The sequence below is a fragment of the Limnohabitans parvus II-B4 genome (assembly GCF_003063455.1).
GTDB classification, from domain to species: Bacteria; Pseudomonadota; Gammaproteobacteria; order Burkholderiales; family Burkholderiaceae_C; genus Limnohabitans_A; species Limnohabitans_A parvus.
In genome coordinates this window covers 569487-588155 of record NZ_NESN01000002.1, presented here as the reverse complement: position 1 = coordinate 588155, position 18669 = coordinate 569487, and the positions used below count along the sequence as shown (strand labels likewise).

17 protein-coding genes are annotated in these 18669 nt (G+C 61.3%); 5 read left to right on the top strand and 12 right to left on the bottom strand.

From position 1 onward, the window contains the following. Positions 1-4: 4 nt before the first annotated feature. Positions 5-1006, bottom strand: a complete 1002-nt coding sequence (locus B9Z37_RS07500; RefSeq protein ID WP_108312346.1) for an XdhC family protein — start codon at positions 1004-1006, stop codon at positions 5-7. A 12-nt stretch (positions 1007-1018) separates the two neighbouring features. Next, complete coding sequence (locus B9Z37_RS07495) at positions 1019-1693, bottom strand: nucleotidyltransferase family protein (RefSeq protein WP_240606649.1); 675 nt, start codon at positions 1691-1693, stop codon at positions 1019-1021. Positions 1694-1853: 160 nt separating this feature from the next. Here B9Z37_RS07495 and B9Z37_RS07490 point away from each other — a divergent pair, with 160 nt between their 5' ends. Together B9Z37_RS07490 and B9Z37_RS07485 are read left to right on the top strand one after the other, a co-directional pair. Then, complete coding sequence (locus tag B9Z37_RS07490) at positions 1854-3335, top strand: M20 family metallopeptidase (RefSeq protein WP_108312345.1); 1482 nt, start codon at positions 1854-1856, stop codon at positions 3333-3335. After that, the gene (locus B9Z37_RS07485; RefSeq protein WP_108312344.1) at positions 3335-4201 is read left to right on the top strand and encodes an alpha/beta hydrolase; all 867 of its coding nucleotides are present in this window, start codon (positions 3335-3337) and stop codon (positions 4199-4201) included. Before B9Z37_RS07490 ends, B9Z37_RS07485 begins: the two co-directional genes overlap by 1 nt. On the opposite strand, the gene B9Z37_RS07480 is transcribed toward B9Z37_RS07485, so the two are convergent. The 3 genes from B9Z37_RS07480 to B9Z37_RS07470 form a co-directional block, all read right to left on the bottom strand. Further along, positions 4167-5345, bottom strand: a complete 1179-nt coding sequence (locus tag B9Z37_RS07480; RefSeq protein ID WP_108312343.1) for an MFS transporter — start codon at positions 5343-5345, stop codon at positions 4167-4169. The genes B9Z37_RS07485 and B9Z37_RS07480 overlap by 35 nt on opposite strands. Positions 5346-5427: 82 nt before the next feature. Beyond that, positions 5428-6129, bottom strand: a complete 702-nt coding sequence (locus B9Z37_RS07475; RefSeq protein WP_108312342.1) for a 16S rRNA (uracil(1498)-N(3))-methyltransferase — start codon at positions 6127-6129, stop codon at positions 5428-5430. A 7-nt stretch (positions 6130-6136) separates the two neighbouring features. Beyond that, on the bottom strand, positions 6137-7255 hold the full coding sequence (locus B9Z37_RS07470) for an aminoglycoside phosphotransferase family protein (protein WP_108312341.1): 1119 nt from the start codon (positions 7253-7255) through the stop codon (positions 6137-6139). Positions 7256-7335: 80 nt separating this feature from the next. On the opposite strand from B9Z37_RS07470, the gene B9Z37_RS07465 reads away from it, so the two are divergent. Genes B9Z37_RS07465 through rsmA form a run of 3 tightly spaced genes read left to right on the top strand, consistent with a single transcriptional unit; the run spans position 7336 to position 11901 of the window. Then, complete coding sequence (locus B9Z37_RS07465) at positions 7336-9771, top strand: LPS-assembly protein LptD (RefSeq protein ID WP_240606648.1); 2436 nt, start codon at positions 7336-7338, stop codon at positions 9769-9771. Continuing rightward, positions 9764-11128: a peptidylprolyl isomerase gene (locus tag B9Z37_RS07460; RefSeq protein ID WP_108312340.1), complete on the top strand. Its 1365-nt coding sequence runs from the start codon at positions 9764-9766 to the stop codon at positions 11126-11128. Before B9Z37_RS07465 ends, B9Z37_RS07460 begins: the two co-directional genes overlap by 8 nt. After that, a complete protein-coding gene (rsmA, locus tag B9Z37_RS07455; RefSeq protein WP_108312339.1) occupies positions 11125-11901 on the top strand; it encodes a 16S rRNA (adenine(1518)-N(6)/adenine(1519)-N(6))-dimethyltransferase RsmA in 777 nt (258 codons plus the stop codon). Before B9Z37_RS07460 ends, rsmA begins: the two co-directional genes overlap by 4 nt. A 109-nt stretch (positions 11902-12010) precedes the next feature. Here rsmA and B9Z37_RS14335 read toward each other — a convergent pair whose 3' ends face one another. The 7 genes from B9Z37_RS14335 to B9Z37_RS07425 form a co-directional block, all read right to left on the bottom strand. Next, positions 12011-12214, bottom strand: a complete 204-nt coding sequence (locus B9Z37_RS14335) for a hypothetical protein (RefSeq protein WP_146179719.1) — start codon at positions 12212-12214, stop codon at positions 12011-12013. After that, entirely contained in the window at positions 12193-12618 is a 426-nt protein-coding gene (locus B9Z37_RS07450) for a barstar family protein (RefSeq protein WP_019429907.1), read from the bottom strand. Before B9Z37_RS07450 ends, B9Z37_RS14335 begins: the two co-directional genes overlap by 22 nt. 29 nt (positions 12619-12647) lie before the next feature. Then, on the bottom strand, positions 12648-13061 hold the full coding sequence (locus tag B9Z37_RS07445) for a ribonuclease domain-containing protein (protein WP_108312338.1): 414 nt from the start codon (positions 13059-13061) through the stop codon (positions 12648-12650). A 154-nt stretch (positions 13062-13215) separates the two neighbouring features. After that, positions 13216-15519: an NADP-dependent malic enzyme gene (locus B9Z37_RS07440; RefSeq protein WP_108312337.1), complete on the bottom strand. Its 2304-nt coding sequence runs from the start codon at positions 15517-15519 to the stop codon at positions 13216-13218. 197 nt (positions 15520-15716) lie between these two features. After that, positions 15717-16310, bottom strand: coding sequence for an MOSC domain-containing protein (locus B9Z37_RS07435; RefSeq protein WP_108312336.1), 594 nt, complete (start codon positions 16308-16310; stop codon positions 15717-15719). A 5-nt stretch (positions 16311-16315) separates the two neighbouring features. Then, on the bottom strand, positions 16316-17704 hold the full coding sequence (locus B9Z37_RS07430; RefSeq protein ID WP_108312335.1) for an aminopeptidase P N-terminal domain-containing protein: 1389 nt from the start codon (positions 17702-17704) through the stop codon (positions 16316-16318). A gap of 104 nt (positions 17705-17808) precedes the next feature. After that, the gene (locus tag B9Z37_RS07425; RefSeq protein ID WP_108312334.1) at positions 17809-18522 is read right to left on the bottom strand and encodes a nucleotidyltransferase family protein; all 714 of its coding nucleotides are present in this window, start codon (positions 18520-18522) and stop codon (positions 17809-17811) included. Positions 18523-18669 lie beyond the last annotated feature (147 nt).

Below are 18669 nucleotides of genomic sequence, written 5' to 3'. Positions count from 1 at the left end.
CCCTTCAACCCGACCTGCACACCGTCTGCGAACCTTCCCAGTTGCTGAGTGCCTGACCGAGGTCCACTCCACGGCGCATGGCGGTCATTTCGGCCACGATGCTCAGCGCGATTTCGGGCGGGGTCAAAGCACCAATGTTGAGCCCCACCGGACCGTGCAACTGGCGCACCTCGGCTTCGCTCACGTCAAAGTCGAGCAAGCGTTTGCGGCGCTGCGCGTTGTTGTGCAGCGAGCCCAATGCGCCCACATAAAACGCAGGGGTACGCAGGGCCTCCATCAGGGCCAAGTCATCGAGCTTGGGGTCGTGCGTCACCGCGACCACAGCGCTGTTGTAGTCCAGGCGCATGGCCAGCACCAGGTCGTCGGGCATCTGGGTCGACAGGGTCACGTCGGCCATGGTGTCCCAGCCTTCGTGGTATTCGGTGCGCGGCTCGCACACGGTGACCTGGTAGTCCAGCGTCACGGCCATGGCAGCCAGATAACGCGAAAGTTGCCCGCCACCGACGATGAGCAAGCGCAAACGCGGGCCGTGCACCGTGGTCAGGCTCTGGCCATCAAATTGCAGCTTGTCGCCTTCGGTCGCCACCACCATGCGCACCATGCCGGTGGCCATGTCCAAACGGCGCTCCACGCGCTGGTGCTGCGCGATCAGCACCAGCAGCTCGCGCAGTTGCGATTGGGGCGACAAAGGCTCGAGCACCACCTGCACCGAGCCGCCGCAAGGCAGGCCAAAGCGGTGCGCTTCTTCGGCGGTCTGCCCGTAGGTGGTGGCCTCGGGCATGCGCAGCGCCAGCTCGCCAGCGGCCACGCGGCGGATCAGATCGTCTTCGATGCAGCCGCCCGATACCGAGCCGGCCACCTGGCCATCACCCCGGATGACCATGAGCGAGCCCGGTGGGCGCGGAGCCGAACCCCAGGTGCGCACCACCGTGCCCATGACCACGCGGTGGCCCCGGCTTTGCCAGTCGAGGGCGGTGCGGATCACGTCGATGTCGATGCTGTTCATGTGTGTCTGTTTTTAGAGGTCCAAATCGTGCGGCCAGCGCAGGCTTTGCCCCGTCAACTGTTCTACGGCCAGGCGGTCTTCTTCATTGTCCACGTCCAAGCGGTAATGGCCATCGGGTGTTTCCCAGCGGTACACGGCTTCGGGGTACGCCTGCTGCCATTGGCGTGCGCCCATGTCCACATCACCCGCCAAAATTTGCGCCATGACCATGCGGGTAAAGACGACCGGGTTGCCCGGCAGGCCTTGCACGCTCGGTTGCAGCAGCTGCGTGCCGAGCGGGCGTTGCGCAAAAGCTTGCAGCAACGCTTGCACTGCCCGCACATCGATCAAGGGCTGGTCGGCCAAGGCCACCACCACCGCATCGAGCCCGGATGGCAAGGCCCGCAAACCGGCACGCAGTGAGCTGACGTGGCCATCATCGGGTTGCGGATTGAGCACCGGCTGTGCTGACCAGCGGGCCAATGCCCCCTCTTGCAGGATACGTTCGGCGTGGTGCCCCAGCACCACCCGAATGGGTGCCACACCCGCCAATGAAAAAGCCTGCAATTGCCGCTCCAGCAAGCTCATGCCGCCTTGCTGCAGCAAGCATTTGGGCCGATGGCCCATGCGGCTGCCCGCACCAGCGGCCAGCACCAGGCCGCCAATCTGCGGTTCTGGCCCCGATGTGGGCTGTACAAGCGGTGTCACGTTCAATGGAGCACTCTGGATCAGTTGCGGACCGGCCATTGTGCCGGGTCCCGGACCATGCTGCCGCGTTCGCGTCACCTCAGCGCATACCCACCGTGACCAGCCTTGTCCAAAAGCGCTACAGTGTTTTTCTTTTGTGCCGACCCGAGGAGCCCCCACCATGAACGCCCCCCTGCACCGCGAAATGCCCGAAGGCACGCTCGACAGCGCCCGCGCCCTGAACGACGTCACCCAAGCCTGGGACAGCAGCATCCTGCCCGAGCTGAAAAAATACATCGAAATCCCGGCCAAGTCGCCCTCGTTTGATGCCGACTGGGCTGCGCACGGTCACATCGAGACCGTGTTGCGCAACGCCGCGCAATGGGTGGAAGCGCAAAAGGTCGAGGGCCTGACGCTCGAAATCATTCGCTTGCCCGGGCGCACGCCGGTCATGTTTTTTGAAGTGGCGGCCACCCGCAGCGCGGGCGAAGGCTCGGGCCAGACCGTGCTGATGTATGGCCACCTGGACAAGCAGCCCGAGTTCAATGGCTGGCGCAACGACCTCGGCCCCTGGACCCCTGTTTACGAAGACGGCAAGCTGTATGGCCGCGGCGGGGCCGATGATGGTTATGCAGTCTACGCCAGCATCGCGGCGGTGCAGGCGCTCAAAAGCCAAAAGACACCGCACCCGCGCATCGTCGGCCTGATCGAGACCTGCGAAGAATCGGGCTCTTACGACCTGCTGCCTTATGTGGACGCGCTGCGCACCCGCCTGGGCGATGTGGGTCTGGTGATTTGCCTGGACAGCGGTGCAGGCAATTACGACCAGCTGTGGCTCACCACCAGTTTGCGCGGCATGGCCAGCGGCACGCTCAAGGTGCAGATCCTCACCGAAGGCATCCACTCGGGCGATGCGTCGGGGCTGGTGCCGTCGAGCTTTCGCATCATGCGCCAAGTGCTCGACCGCCTCGAAGACAGCGCCACAGGCCGCCTGCTGCCCGCGAGCTTTCACTGCGAAGTGCCCGCCGAACGGCTGGCGCAAGCGCAGGCCACAGCGGCCATTCTCGGCGACGAGGTGTACAAACGCTTCCCTTGGGCCCATTACGACTGCGGCGGCTCGACCAGCTTTGCGCTGCCCACCACCACCGACCCAACGCAAGCCCTGCTCAACCGCACCTGGACACCCACACTCAGCGTGACCGGGGCGGAAGGCTTTCCAGCGCTCAAGGACGCGGGCAATGTGCTGCGGCCCTACACCGCCTTCAAGCTGAGCCTGCGCCTGCCGCCGCTGATCGACGCAGCGCAGGCCGTGGCCGAAATGAAAGCACTGCTCGAAGACAACGCGCCTTACCAGGCCAAAGTCACCTTTGAAAGCGGCGGCGGTGCCACCGGCTGGAACGCACCCGACACCCTGCCGTGGTTCGAGCAAGCGCTCAACAGTTCGAGCCAAGCGCACTTTGGTGCGGGCGTGGGCTACATCGGCCAGGGCGGCACCATCCCGCTCATGAACATGCTGAGCGCGGGCTTCCCCAAGGCGCAGATGATGGTCTGCGGCGTGCTCGGCCCCAAGAGCAACGCCCACGGCCCGAACGAGTTTTTGCATGTGCCTTATGCCAAAAAACTCACTGCTGCCGTGGCCGAAGTCATGGCGCGGATGCCTTGATGACCAGCATCACGCGCCCCTCCATTTCACGCCCCAGTCTTTCGGCACTGCCAGGCGAAGCAGGCCAGCTGGCGGTTTATGACTGGACCATGCCTGCGAACAAGCCCTTGGGCACCGTGCTGTTGGTGCATGGATTGGGCGAGCACGCCGGACGCTATGGCGAGGTGGCGGCGCATTTGCACCAGTGGGGTTTTGCGGTGCGGGCTTACGACCAGCAGGGCCACGGCCAGTCAGAAGGCGCTCGCGGTGACCTGCTGCGGCCGGGCAGTTTGCAGGCCGATTTGTGCCGAGTGATCGACGACACGCGGCAGCGCCCGGCTTTGGCCAGTGCCCCGCTCATCTTGCTGGGCCACAGCATGGGTGGGCTGGTGGTGGCACGCACACTGGCCGAACAACTGCGGCCGGTGGATGCCGCAGTGTTGTCGTCGCCGGCGCTGGGGGCGTTTCCCAATCTGTTGCAGAAAATGCTGCTGGCCACCTTGCCCCGCGTGGTGCCGCACCTGCGTGTGGACAACGGCCTGAAAGCCGAGTTCGTGTCGCGAGACCCGGACGTGGTGAAGGCCTACAAGGCCGATGCCCTGGTACACCGGCGCATCTCAGCGGGCCTGGCCGCATGGATTTTGGAAAACAGCGAGAAAACCCTTCATGCTGCGGAGAAGTGGGAAGTACCGACTTTGCTGCTGTATGCAGGGCAAGACAAACTGGTCAATGCGCAGGCAAGCGCTGACTTTGCCTACGCAGCGCCGCAGACCGTGGTGCAGGCCCAGTGCTTTGAGGGCATGTACCACGAGATCTTCAACGACCTGTATCGCGCCCAGGTGTTCAACGCGCTCAAACGCTGGTTGCTTGCACGCTTTTCTGCTTGAGCGCCATCCACACCAAGGCCACACCGGTCAGCGCCACGGGCAGCAATGAGCCGATGTTCAGCCAGGTCCAGCCCTGCGTGGTGACCAAGGCACCCGAGGCAAACGAGGTGACGGCCATGGTGGCAAACACAAAGAAGTTGATGGCGGCCTGACCCCGGTCTTTTTCAGCAGGGGTCCAGGCCTTCATGGCCAGGGTGGTGCTGCCCGTGAACAAGAAGTTCCAGCCTAAGCCCAACAAGAACAGAGCGATCAGGAACTGGTGCAGTTCGACCCCGGTGAGGGCGATGGCGATGCAGGCGAAGTTGATCACCACGCCCACGGCCATGATCTGCAAGGTGCCAAATTTTTTGATCAGGTGGCCCGTGAAAAAGCCGGGCGCGAACATGCCGATCACATGCCACTCCAGCACCAGTGCGGCATCGTCAAAACTGAAACCGCACACCTGCATGGCGAGCGGTGTGGCGGCCATGAGCAGGTTCATCACGCCATAACTCAGGGCTGCAGCAGCTGCTGACACGATGAAAACCGGCTGACGCATGATCTCGCCCAAAGGGCGGCCCGTGCTGTCACCGGGCTTTTTGGCAGGCATGACCGGAAATCGAATGAAGCTCATGCACACCATGGCCAGCACCGCCACAACACCCAGGGCCATGTAAGCCCCAAGAAACGGCGTTTCATGCAGGGTGCGGGTGCGCGAAGCCAGATTGGGGCCGACGATGGCGCCGATCAAGCCACCGGCCAGCACCAAAGACACGGCTTTTTCGCGGAAACTGTCTGCGGCCAGTTCGGCTGCGGCAAAACGGTAGAGCTGCCCGTTGGCGCTGTAGTAACCCGCGATCACCGTGGCCGCCACCAGCAACCAGAAGTTGTGGCTCCATGCGGAATAAGCGGCCAACAAGGCCGAAAACAAAGCCACACCCAGGCCCAACTGAAAAGACACCTTGCGCCCCCAGCGTGACTGGCTCTTGGCCACCAGGCCGGTTGACACGGCACCGCCTACCACGTACCCCATGACAGGCAAAGTCGCCATCCAGCCCAGCGGCGCAATGCTCAGGCCTACCAAACCGTTGATGGCAATGAAGGTGACGTTGTTGGTCAGGAACAGGCCCTGGCAGAGGGTGAGGAGAATCAGGTTGGCGTTCATGCGGTCAGTGTATCGCTTGTCGCTTATGAAGCGGGTCGCCTTGGCCCATCAAGCGCCGACAACGCAAAGAATGTTGGGCGGGTCAAGCGCAAACAGCCAACACGGCCAAGGGCGCCGTCTCGGCGCGCAGCACGCGCGGCCCCAAGGTGATTGGCGCAAAACCCGCAGACAGCGCGGTCGCCTCTTCCGAAGGACTCAAGCCGCCTTCGGGGCCGCTGAGCACGGTCACAGCTGCGGAGCCTGTCATTTGTGCCAAGGGTCGCGTACCTTCTGACAGAGACAACACCCAGCGCTCGCCCGCTGCGGCTTGTTTGAGCCACTCGTTCAGCGTCACAGCAGGGTGAACCATGGGCACGCGGTTGCGCCCGCATTGCTCGGCAGCCGCCACGGCCACACCTTGCCAGTGCGCCAGTTTCTTCTCGGCCCGCTCGCCCTTGAGCTTGAGCACGCTGCGCTCGGCCACCAAGGGTGTGATGCTGGCCACGCCCAGCTCGGTGGCTTTTTCGACCAGCCAATCCATGCGGTCGTTGGCGGTGATGCCCGCCAGCAAGTGAACGACACGCGCCGCTTCACGCTCCAGCGGGCGGTGCGCGCCGACCTCGACATCCACATCGCTGCGGCCCATGCGGGTGACGGTGGCGTCAAATTCGCCGCCTTCGCCGTTGAACAGGGTGATCACATCGCCTGGCTGCAGGCGCAGCACCTGCACATGGCGGGCAGCACCAGCAGGCAGGCTGAGGGCCAAACCGGTTTGCAGGGGGGCAGGGCAGTAAAAACGGGCCATGGTCGACTCACATGCGGCCGTAGGCAAAACCGACCTGGGGGGTCGTGCCTTCGATCTCGTCGATCACCTTGAGCAGCGGGCCGAGTTCACGGTAGCGGTCGCAGGCCTTGCGGATGTAGTGGATGAAGCGCGGCGCATCGGCCAGGTATTTGGGCTTGCCGTCGCGCAAGGTCAGGCGGGCAAAAATACCAGCCACCTTGAGGTGGCGCTGCAGGCCCATCCACTCCACGGCGCGGTAGAACGCGCCAAAGTCGCTGTGCCAGTCTTCAAAGTCCATCAACCCGGCTTTGCGGGCTTTTTCCCAATAGCGGATGGTGATGTCGAGCACAAAGTCTTCGTCCCAGGTCAAGAAGGCATCGCGCATCAGGCTGGCCACGTCGTAAGTGACGGGGCCGTAAACCGCATCCTGGAAATCCAGCACGCCGAGTTGCTGGCTCAGCGGGCCTGTTCCATGGGGCATCATCAGGTTGCGCGGCATGAAGTCGCGGTGCACGTACACGCTGGGTGCAGCCAGGTTGCGTTGCACGATCAAGGCAAAAGCCTGCGCCAGCGTCTCTTGGTCTTTGCCTTGCAGCTGCACTTTTTTGTGCTGGCCCAAGTACCAATCGGGGAACAGGCTCAGCTCGCGGTTGAGCAAAGCCGCATCGTAGGGTGGCAACACGCCAGGGCGCGAGGCCAGTTGCCATTGCACCAATGTGTCAACCGCCTGCATGTACAGCCCATGGTTGGCTTGGGGGCGCTCGGCGTCGATGGCCGACATCATGGTGGCATCGCCCAAGTCGCTGAGCAACATGAAGCCATGGGCTTCGTGCCAGTCCAGCACCACGGGGGCGTTCAGGCCCGCGTCTTTCATCAAGGCGGCAATGCGGACAAAGGGCTCCGAATTTTCTTTGTCGGGCGGGGCATCCATGACGATGCGGCTGTCGCCTTGCACAGTGTCCACCCGCAAATAGCGGCGAAAGCTGGCGTCGGCCGATGCGATGCGCAAGGTCTCGGGCAAGAGTCCCTGCGTTGCAGCGATGCCCGCGATCCAGTCGTTGAACAAACCCTGCCGTACAGGGTCTGCCCAGCTGACTTCTGAAACAGGTGCAAGCGAGGGGATTGGGGATAAGGAGGGGTGGCTCATGGATAATCGCATTCTACAAAGCCTGTTGGCCCTCACTCAGGGCAAAGACAGGCGGCTTCTTTTCCCAATTTTCCCAATTTGTGGTCCTCCATTCCGCTTTGCCATCACTGCCGCTGACTCCCGCAGCCATCTCTGCCCCACGCGCTGTGGCGGTGGCGGCTGCCTTGTTGACGCTGGGCGTCGGCTGGGCACAAGCCCAACCGGCAGGTTTGCCCTTGCGCAGCAGCCCTTTGCTCGAAGAAAAAGTCTCCGAGCGTCAGCAGTCCGAAGGTGCGGTCTTTGTAAAAGGCGCACAAATCACGGCGCGCCCCGACATGGACTTGGTGGTGCAAGGCCAGGCCAGCATTCGGCGGCCCGGGTTGGCGGTGAGCGCAGACCGGGTGGACTACGACCAGACCCAGGATGTGGTGGACGCCTCAGGCAAAGTGCGTGTCAGCCGTGAAACCAGTGTGTTCGTGGGGCCACACCTAAATCTGAAAGTCGACAGCTTTCAGGGCACTTTTGACAAACCGGATTTTGAGCTGTACAGCAGCGGCGGCTACGGCCAAGCGGCGGTGGTGGAGTTTGTGGACAACAAGCGCACCATCCTTCGCCAAGCCAACTACACCACATGCCGACGCACACCCGGTCCGGAGTGGCTGCCTGAATGGCTGCTGAAAGCCACCCAACTGACGATCGACGAAGAAGAATCCACCATCGACGCGAAAGGCGTGCAGTTCCGCTTTCAGGATGTGCCCATTTTTGCAGCCCCCTCCGTCAGCCTGCCTTTGTCCAACGAACGCAAATCAGGCCTGCTGCCCCCTTTGCTCAGCGTCGACACGGTCAATGGCGTTGAGGTGGCACTGCCCTATTACTTTGACATTGCCCCCAACCGCGATGCCACAGTCACCACCCATGTGATGAGCCAACGCGGCATCGCTGCAGACACCGAGTTTCGTTATCTGGAACGGGACTACAGCGGTCAAGTGCGTCTGAACCTGATGCCGGCCGACAAATTGCGGGACTCGAATCGCTGGGGTCTTTCAAGCCAACACAATGGCGGCATTGAAACCGGCTTGGACAGTGTGGGTCGCATTGGACTGGGCTTGACCTTGAACCGGGTCAGCGACAACAACTACTGGCGCGACTTCCCTCGCTCAGGCCTGGTACTGACCCAACGTGTTCTGCCCTCAACAGGGGTCTTGTCCTGGGGGCGTGGCGACTTCAGCATGACCGCCCAAGTGCAGCGCTGGCAAAACCTGCAAGAAGCAGCCCCACCCTACGACCGGGCACCACAAATCACCATGCGCTATGGCCAATGGAATGCCGAAGGCCTCGATTGGTCGGTGGTGGGTGACACCACACGCTTTGAGGCCGACTATTCACGCGTGGCCAGTTTGGTCAGTGCCGGGATCTTGCCGCGCAACGGTGAGCGCAGCTTCATACAAGCGCAAGTGAGCCGCCCATGGATTCGCCCTTGGGGATTCGTCACACCCAAGGTACAGCTGCACGCCACGCGCTACCAGATGGACCGCGCCCTCGACAACGGTGCCACGGCCGTGAACCGGGTCTTGCCCACTTTCAGTGTCGACTCTGGCCTGGTGTTTGAACGCGAAACCCGCTGGTTTGGCCGCGATGTTTTGCAGACCCTGGAGCCCCGCGCTTTTTACGCCCGAACGCCCTACAAAAACCAGGACATGCTGCCGGTTTATGACAGCGGAGCCACCGACTTCAACCTGTCCACCATCTTCAGTGAAAACGCCTATGTGGGACAGGACCGTCTGGTGGACAACGATGCGCTGACTCTGGGCCTGAACAGCCGGTTTTTTGATGCAGGCACGGGCGCTGAAATGCTTCGGGTGGGTGTGGCACAACGCATCCGGTTTTCCGATCAACAGGTCAACTTGTCATCCAATCAGGCCGACAGAGCCGCTGGACTGAGCGATATTTTGTTTGGCGCGGGCATCCGCTGGGATGATCGGTGGTCATTCGACGGCACCATCCAGGCCAAGAACCAGACACACGAGATCAGCAGAACCACCCTGCAAGGGCGTTACAGTCACAGCCCTTACCGCGTCATCAACATGGCTTACCGGGCCAACAACCAAATCACGCCCAAAACCGAATTTGTGGACATCGGCTGGCAATGGCCTGTGAGCGATCTGCTCGGCAGGACCGACCGGCAAGCAGAAACGGCATGGACGCGGACCTCCGGCCAAGGTCTGGGGCCCGACCGCTGGTACACGGTGGGCCGCCTGAATTACAGCCTGAAGGAACGCAGTCTGGTGGACACCTTGGTTGGCCTCGAATACGATGCGGGCTGCTGGCTGGGCAGGGTCGCCTTTCAGCGGCTGCAGACCAACGTCTCCAGTGTCAGCGCCAGCAGCGCCACCAGCCGCATCCTGTTTCAACTTGAATTCGTTGGTTTTGCACGCGTGGGCGTCAGCCCATTGAAGAGCCTCAGTGACAACATTCCCCGCTACCAATACCTGCGCGACAGCGCGGTCCAACCCAGTCGGTTCCAGCACTATGAATAAACTGTTCTCTCCCGCTCGTTCAGCTTGGCTGGCCTCCATCCTGGGTGCGGTCAGCCTGCTCGGCACGCCCGGTGTTTGGGCACAAACCCCCAATGTGGCACCGGTCAAAGCCTCCACCGTCGCCATCCGTCAGGCGGATTTCATTGTGGCGGTGGTCAACTCCGAGCCCATCACCAACCGCGACGTTCAGGTGCTGCGTCAGCGCTTGGCCAACGAAACCACAGCACGCGGCGGCAGCAAGCCCGATACCAACGAACTCACACGGCTGGCCGTAGAACAACTGATCAATGAAAAAGCGCAGTTGCAGCAGGCACGCGATGCAGGCATCAAAATCGAAGATGAGGCAATCGACCAAGCTGAAGTCAATGTGGCGGCCAGCAACCAGTTGACGCGTGATGAAATGCACAAGCGTCTGGCACAAGACGGCATTGCGCTGAGCACGTTTCGCGAGCAGTTGCGGACACAGCTGACGCTCAGCCGTTTGCGTGAGCGCGAGATTGAAGGCCGCGTCCGTGTCACGGATCTGGAAGTCGAGCAATTCCTGCGCGAGCAGCTGAAGGCCCAAGCGGCGCAACTGCCTGCTGAGCTGAATCTGGGCATGATCCTGATTGCCGTGCCGGAAAACAGCAGCGAATCGGAAACCAAGGCCCTGAGCGAGCGCGCCGCAGACATCGCACGCCGTGCGCGTGGCGGTGAAAGCTTCTCCGATTTGGCCAAATCCTTTTCGCAAGCCACTGACCGGGGTGCCAATGGCGGCGACATGGGCCTGCGCCCCATGGACCGCTACCCCGATTTGTTTGTCAACGCCACACGCAGCTTGAATGTGGGTGACGTCTCTGCCCCGGTGCGATCTGCCGCAGGCTTTCACGTGCTCAAAGTCATTGAGCGTCGCCAGGCCAACACCTTGCTGGTCACGCAAACGCGGGCCCGTCACATCTTGCTGCGTCCTTCTGCGCAAATGTCACAAGCCCAGGCCGTGGCCAAGCTCACAGAAGTGCGCCAAGCCGTGGTTTCTGGCAAAGCTGACTTCGCAGCCGTGGCGCGCCAGATGTCACAAGACGGCAGCGCACAGCAAGGCGGCGACCTGGGCTGGGCCAACCCGGGCATGTTTGTGCCCGAATTCGAACAAGTCATGAACCGCCTGCGCCCAGGCCAGGTGGCGGAACCGCTGGTGTCGCGCTTTGGTGTGCACCTGATCGAAGTCACCGACCGCCGCAACGCGCCCATGAGCGATCAAGAACAACGCACCATGGCCCGCAGCGCCCTGCGTGAAAAGAAACTCGACGAAGCTTATGCCACCTGGGTCCAAGACATTCGCGGCCGGGCTTATGTCGAGATGCGCGAGCCACCCCAATGAAACACATTGCACGCAAACGGTTTGGTCAGCACTTTTTGACCGACGGCGGCATCATCGATGCCATCGTGGACGCCATCAACCCCGAGGCAGGCCAGCCCATGGTTGAAATCGGTCCGGGCCTGGCCGCGTTGACGCAGCCCCTGGTCGAGCGCTTGGGGCATTTGACGGTGATCGAGCTGGACCGAGATCTGGCGGTGCGTTTACGCGAACACCCGCACCTGTCGGTGGTGGAGTCGGATGTCTTGAAAGTCGACTTCAGGGCGCTGGCCACGCAGATGCTGACAGGCAGCACCACAGGTGCTTCCAAAATCCGCGTGGTCGGTAATCTGCCCTACAACATCTCGACGCCCATCCTCTTCCATTTGCTGGCGCAAGTGGACGTGATCGAAGACCAGCACTTCATGCTGCAAAAAGAAGTGATCGACCGCATGGTGGCCAAGCCCGCCACCTCGGACTACAGCCGCTTGTCGGTCATGCTGCAATGGCGTTACGACATGGCCAACGTGCTGTTTGTGCCCCCCGAGAGCTTTGACCCGCCCCCCCGCGTGGACAGCGCCGTGGTGCGCATGGTGCCTTTGGCACAGCCACCCGAGGTGAACGTCAAAACGCTGGAAACGCTGGTGCAAGTCGCCTTCAGCCAGCGCCGCAAAATTTTGCGCAACACCTTGGGCAAATGGCTTGAAGAAAAAGGCTTTGCGGGCAACTTTGACCTGCAACGGCGCGCGGAAGAAGTGCCCGTGGCCGAGTTTGTGGCTTTGGCCCAGGCCGTTTAATCGGCATCGGCATCGGCATCGGCACAGCCTAGGTCAAGGTCAGCGCCAACGAAAAAGCCCGTCATGGACGGGCTTTTTCATGTGCCGCAAACAGCGACTCAACGCGTGATCAGGCTGCTGCGAGCCAGTAACCTGCGTTGAATGGGCTGCTCATGCGCAGCGCCAACGGCGACACGTCCACCAATTTGTCGGTGGGCATTTTTTCGCCTTCTTCGATCGATTCGGCCATCACGGCGTCCTCGGCTTGTGCCTCAATCGCCCGTCCTGCTTGGCTGTTTTGCGCAGAACGGGCTACAGAAAAGAATAGAAGCATCGGAAGGGTATCTTCCTGTCTCCCCAGTAATCGGCGGTGTCACGGAAGATGTCCAGCAATTGCTCGCGGGCTTCCTTGTCGAACTTGACATGTGCGGGAATCTGCTCGAGCACCACGATGAAGCCAGGCTGCGGGCCCGACTTGTGCAATGGGTCGGTCATGCAGTCGTACAGGGCATCAAAGTTCTTGCCGAAGTGCGAAGGCAGCGTGAATTGCGCACCAATCAGGTCCAGCACGTCTTGTTTGCTCTGGGCTTCGGCCAGGTTGGCGTACAAAAAGTGGTGACCCAACCCTTGGGCGGCCTCTTGCAAGTCGCTCACGCGGTAAGCGCGAATCGACTGCACGATGTTGGACCGCACGCCCTTCAGGGGCGCCTCTTGGTCGTGACGAATCGGCGTGTCCATCTCCGTGGTCTTTCTCTAAAGTCAAAAAATCAAGGCTTGTCGACGATCACGCGAAAACTCGCGTAATGGTCCTGTGTGTAGTAGCAGGTCTGTGGATTTCGGGGAACCTGGCCACCGCAAACGATGCGCCGCGCTCCGCGATGCTTCACCCCGGGTGTTCTGACGGTGTATTCACGGTAAAACCCCCGCACTTCGCGCGGCAGAATCCGCTCGCGGTTGCCAAAAACCGTCCCGTCCTTTTCATGCGGAAAAGGCCCCCCCTTGCGGATAAGTTGGTACGTTTCTTGGCCTTCTCGCGGCAAATCTGTCACCGACATGGTCGATGAAGTTTGTGCTTCGGTGGCTGGACGGGCCTGCACCAAAAAAGTGCAAATTGATAACACCAACCCCAAAAGCACCGGCATCCAGCGCTGCGGGGCGGCGATTTGTCGCGCCACTTTCATGAAAACACCTTTCAGAAGTCCCCGGGTTAACCCGAACACTCGAAGGCACTAGTGTGAGGCAAACGCCATAAAAAAGCAAGCGATTGCCCAATAAACAGGCAAAGCCTGTCTGGGCATTCCAACATCAAGTTAGCGCTTGCTGTCGTTTTATGGCTTAACGCGCGGCGTTGGCATCGGCCACAGTCAGGGCTGTCATGTTCACAATCCGGCGCACGGTGGTGCTGGATGTCAGGATGTGAACTGGCTTGGCAGCACCCAACAGAACGGGGCCAACGGCAATGTTGCCGCCCGCTGCGGTCTTGAGCAGGTTGTAGGCAATGTTGGCGGCATCAATGTTTGGCAAAACCAACAAATTCGCATCACCGATCAAACTGCTGTTGGGCATGATGGCCTGTCGTGCTGCCGCGTCCAATGCAACGTCACCGTGCATTTCGCCATCCACTTCGAGCCAAGGCGCATTTTTACGCAACAACTCCAACACGTCGCGCATCTTGACGGCGCTGGGTTGGTTGGACGAGCCGAAGTTCGAGTGTGACAACAACGCCGCCTTGGGCTGGATGCCGAAACGGCGCATTTCTTCGGCTGCCATGATGGTGAACTCGGCCAATTGCTCGGCTGTCGGGTCGTAATTCACGTGGGTGTCCACCATGAACACCTGGCGGCCCGGCAGCATCAAACCGTTCATGCAGGCGTAGGTGTTGACGCCTGCGCGCTTGCCGATGACCTGGTCGATGTAGTTCAGGTGCATGGGGTTGGTGCCCCAGGTGCCACAGATCATGCCGTCCACGTCGCCTTTGTGCAGCAACATGGCGCCAATCAGCGACAAACGGCGACGCATTTCGATTTTGGCGATCTGCTGCGTGATGCCCTTGCGCTCGGTCAGGCGGTGGTAGGTCTGCCAGAAATCGCGGTAGCGGTGGTCCAGCTCGACGTTGACCACATCGTAGTCCAGCTCTTCTTTCAGACGCAGGCCGAATTTTTCGATGCGCTCGGCGATCACGGCAGGACGACCGATCAAGGTGGGACGGGCAATGCCTTCATCGACCACGATCTGGGCGGCGCGCAGCACGCGCTCTTCTTCGCCTTCGCTGTAGGCAATGCGTTTTTTCAGGGCGCGCTTGGCAGCCGTGAAGATGGGCTTCATCATGGTGCCCGAGGCGTAGACAAAGCCTTGCAATTTTTCGCGGTAAGCGTCCAGGTCTTTGATGGGGCGAGAAGCCACACCACTGTCGGCGGCCGCTTGCGCGACCGCAGGTGCGATCTTCATCATCAAGCGCGGATCAAACGGCTTGGGAATCAAATACTCCGGGCCAAAAGCCAGAGGCTCACCCACATAGGCCGCTGCAACCACTTCACTTTGTTCGGCTTGCGCCAACTCTGAAATGGCATGCACAGCCGCAATTTCCATCTCCAGCGTGATGGTGGTCGCACCGCAGTCCAGCGCACCCCGGAAGATGTAGGGGAAGCACAGGACGTTGTTGACCTGGTTGGGGTAGTCGGTGCGGCCTGTGGCCATGATGGCGTCGTCGCGCACGGCCTTGACGTCTTCGGGATTGATTTCAGGGTTGGGATTGGCCAACGCAAAAATCAAGGGCTTGGCCGCCATGGACTTGACCATGTCCTGCTTGAGCACGCCCCCCGCAGACAAGCCCAAGAACACATCGGCACCAGCAATCACTTCGCGCAGCGTGCGGTGCTCGGTTTTTTGCACGAACTGGATCTTGTCTTCGTCCATCAACTCGGTACGACCTTCGTAGACCACACCCGCCAAATCGGTCACCCAGATGTTTTCGCGCGGGATGCCCAGCTTGACCAGCAGCCCCAAGCAAGCCAAGGCAGCAGCGCCTGCGCCAGAGGTGACCAGCTTGATCTTTTTGGGGTCTTTGCCCACGATCTTCAAACCGTTGAGGATCGCCGCGCCCACCACAATGGCCGTGCCGTGCTGGTCATCGTGAAAGACTGGAATCTTCATGCGCTCGCGCAGCTTGCGCTCAATGTAGAAGCAGTCCGGTGCCTTGATGTCTTCAAGGTTGATGCCGCCAAACGTCGGCTCCAACGAAGCGATGATCTCGACCAACTTGTCGGGGTCTTTTTCGTTGATCTCGATGTCGAACACGTCGATGCCCGAGAACTTCTTGAACAGCACGCCCTTGCCTTCCATGACCGGCTTGCTGGCCAGTGGGCCGATGTCGCCCAAACCCAGCACGGCAGTGCCGTTGGTCACCACGCCCACCAGGTTGCCCCGGCTGGTGTACTTGAACGCATTGGCCGGGTCTTTGACGATTTCTTCGCAAGGCGCAGCCACGCCAGGGGAATAAGCCAAGGCCAAGTCGTGCTGGTTGACCAGCTGTTTGGTGGCAGCAATGGCCACTTTGCCGGGGGTGGGGAACTCGTGGTATTCGAGAGCGGCTTTGCGCAACTGGGCGCGTTTTTCTTCGGCTTGGACCTTGTTGGTCATTTTTTGCTCCGTTGTAGGGATGTGCTGTCAGGCGTGCCAGGGTTCAGCAGCCAATCTGGATGACAAATGATTTGTCAACATCCAGGGCGACAGTCAGACAGTATTTTCATTGTAGACCCCTGATTCGAGGGATCAGGCCTGGGTAATGCCCCTCGCAAGTGAGTTGGCTTTTGACTTTTGCGCACAAATGGCGGCATTCAACGCAAATGCTTCCACGCTTTGTGCTTCAGGGCTTGCGCCACACTGATGGATTGCGGACCCGAAATGACTTCGAAACGGGCACCCGCTTGCAAGCGACCCGGCCGGTCCACCGCGAGATAAAACCCGCAACGCCCGCTTTGCACCATGTCTTTGGCCGCATGGGTGTAACCCATGACCGCGTTGAATTTGCCGCAGGGCTCACGCGGCTGCGTCACACGCAAAACCACATCACCAAAGTCCAAGCTGTCGCCGATGAAAATATGTTCTTCCAGCAGGCCTTGCAGACTGAGGTTTTCACCCAGATAACCGGGGGCCAGCTCTTCCACGAACATCGTTGCGCCCTGCGTCTGGCGCTGGGCTTGCCACCAAGTCAGGTGCTCTGAAGGCAAGGCATACACCGCCTTGCTCAGGCCGCCGTGCACACTCAGATCGGCCTGTTCGTCGCCGGCCAAACCCAGCTGCCCCACGGACACAGGGCCTTGCACGGGGGTCTTGCCAATGGCCGACATGAGCTTGCGCCCACCCACCATGAGCGGCTGAACCTGGCCGACTTGGATCGACCGCACACAGGTGCCTTGAAGTCCCGTCATGTGACTCAGGCTTTCATCAAGGCTTCAATCTCCTCTGCCTTGACAGGCACACCACGGGTGATCAACTCACACCCGGTGACTGTGACGATGGCGTCGTCTTCGATGCGGATGCCGATGTTGTGGAATTTTTCGGGCACGCCAGGAGCTGGGCGTACATACAAGCCTGGTTCGATGGTCAGCACCATGCCCGGCTGCAGGATGCGGCTCGGTCGGTCTTTGATCAACTCGCCGCTCAGCGGGTCTTGGCGTTCGCTGATCTGGCCCACCTGCGAGGGCTCGACATAGCTGCCGCAGTCGTGCACGTCCATGCCCAGCCAGTGGCCAGTGCGGTGCATGTAAAACTGGAAGTAGCTGCGGTTGGCGATCACGTCTTGCGCGTTGCCGACCTTGTTCTTGTCGAGCAGGCCGACATCGAGCAGGCCCTGAGCCAGTACGGCCACCGTGGCTTCGTGCGGATCGACAAAACGGGCGCCCGCTTTGGTGGCTGCCACGGCCGCGTCTTGCGAAGCCAGCACCAGGTCGTACAAAGCGCGTTGTGGCCCGGTGAATGTGCCGTTGGCCGGGAAGGTGCGGGTGATGTCGCTGGCGTAACCGTCCAGCTCGCAACCGGCATCGATCAACACCAGATCACCGTTTTGGATCAAAGCGGTGTCGGCGCGGTAATGCAACACGCAGGCATTGGCCCCGCCCGCCACGATAGAGCCGTAGGCCGGGTACTGCGAGCCGCTTTGGCGGAACTCGTGCAGCAACTCAGCGTCCAGGTGGTATTCACGCACCTCTTGCCCCGCACGCAGCATGGCCGCGCTGCGCTGCATGGCGCGGATGTGGGCGCGAGCGCTGATGGCGCTGGCGCGGCGCATGATGTCTTGTTCGTGCGCGTCTTTCACCAGCCGCATCTCATCGAGCAGGCTGCACAGATCGCGCTGCTGCTCGGGGCACAAAGCGCCGTAACGCACACGGGCCCGCACCGACTGCAGCCAGCCGTTCACCAAACTCTCCAGCCCAGTGTGGATGGCAAAGGGGTACCAAACGGTGCTGCGGTTTTCCAGCAACTTGGGCATCTGAGCGGCCATCTCGCCAATGGGTAAGGCCCGGCTCACGCCCAAAGCAGCGGGTGCCGCGTCTGGCCCCAGGCGGATGCCATCCCAAATTTCGCGCTCGAGGTCTTTGGCTTGGCAAAACAGCGTGCACTCGCCCTCGGCTGTGATCACCAAGCTGGCGTGCGGCTCGGCGAACCCGGTCAGGTAATAAAAGTAGCTGTCATGCCGGTACAGGTAGTCGCTGTCGCGGTTGCGCTGGCGCTCGGGCGCGGTGGGGATGATGGCGATACCGCCTGCGCCCAGTTGGGCAGCGAGGCGGGCACGGCGTTGGGCGTAGAGGGCGTTAGAAGTCATCTGAACATTGTAGGAGGCCGCCCCTGGGTTCGAGTGCGTTCAGGGCACTAGACCCATTGGTGAGCAGGGGCTCGCTTGCACGGGCAACAAAACCTCGGGGTCACCTAGCTCTGATTGAGCTGCGCCAGCCGCTCGGGCGTGCCCACATCGGTCCAGTTGCCCGCATACACCTCGCCTGTCACCTGCCCACGGTCCATCGCCGAGCGCAACAAGGGAGCCAGCGCCAGCGCGGTGCCCTGGGGGTTGCCCGCAGGCACACCGCAATCGACAAAAAAGGCTTTTTTGTACAGCGCGATGGTGCTGAAGGTGTGGTCGCGGCCTGCCGCCCCTTTGGGCAGATTCAGCACCAGGCCTTCGGCCGACAAGCCAAAGTCGCCGCCCAGGTTGTGCGCCGGGTTGGGCACCAACCACAGGTGGGCCAATGCAGGGCTGGCGACAAAACGTTGAAAGGCCTGAGTCGTGAACACGAAATCGGGCGCAAACACATCGCCGGCCACCACCCAAAACACCTCAGCCAAGCGGGGCAGGGCGCGAACAATGCCGCCAGCGGTTTCCAGCGCCTGGCCAAAGTCCTGGCCTTCGTGGGAGTAACTGATCTGCACCTCGGGCAAGCCGGGCCAAGTGGTGCGGTCGCCAAAATGCGCCGGAATCTGCTCACCCAACCAGGCGGTATTGACCAGTTGGTGGAGAAAACCGCCCCGTGCCAAGGCCTGCATGGGCCACTGCATGAGTGGCTGGCCGCGCACGGTCAGCATGGGTTTGGGGGTGGTGTCGGTGAGGGGGCGCATGCGCTCGCCGCGTCCTGCGGCGAGGACCATGGCTTGGGCCGGAGCCGTACCGAGCGTAGACGGGATCGGAGCGTTTGAAATCGACATGGTGGGATATTGCCATGCTTTGAGGCGCTCTCGGGACAGGACGAGCCGACCTGGGAGACCTACACTGTTTCCCGGACATTCAACCCTCAA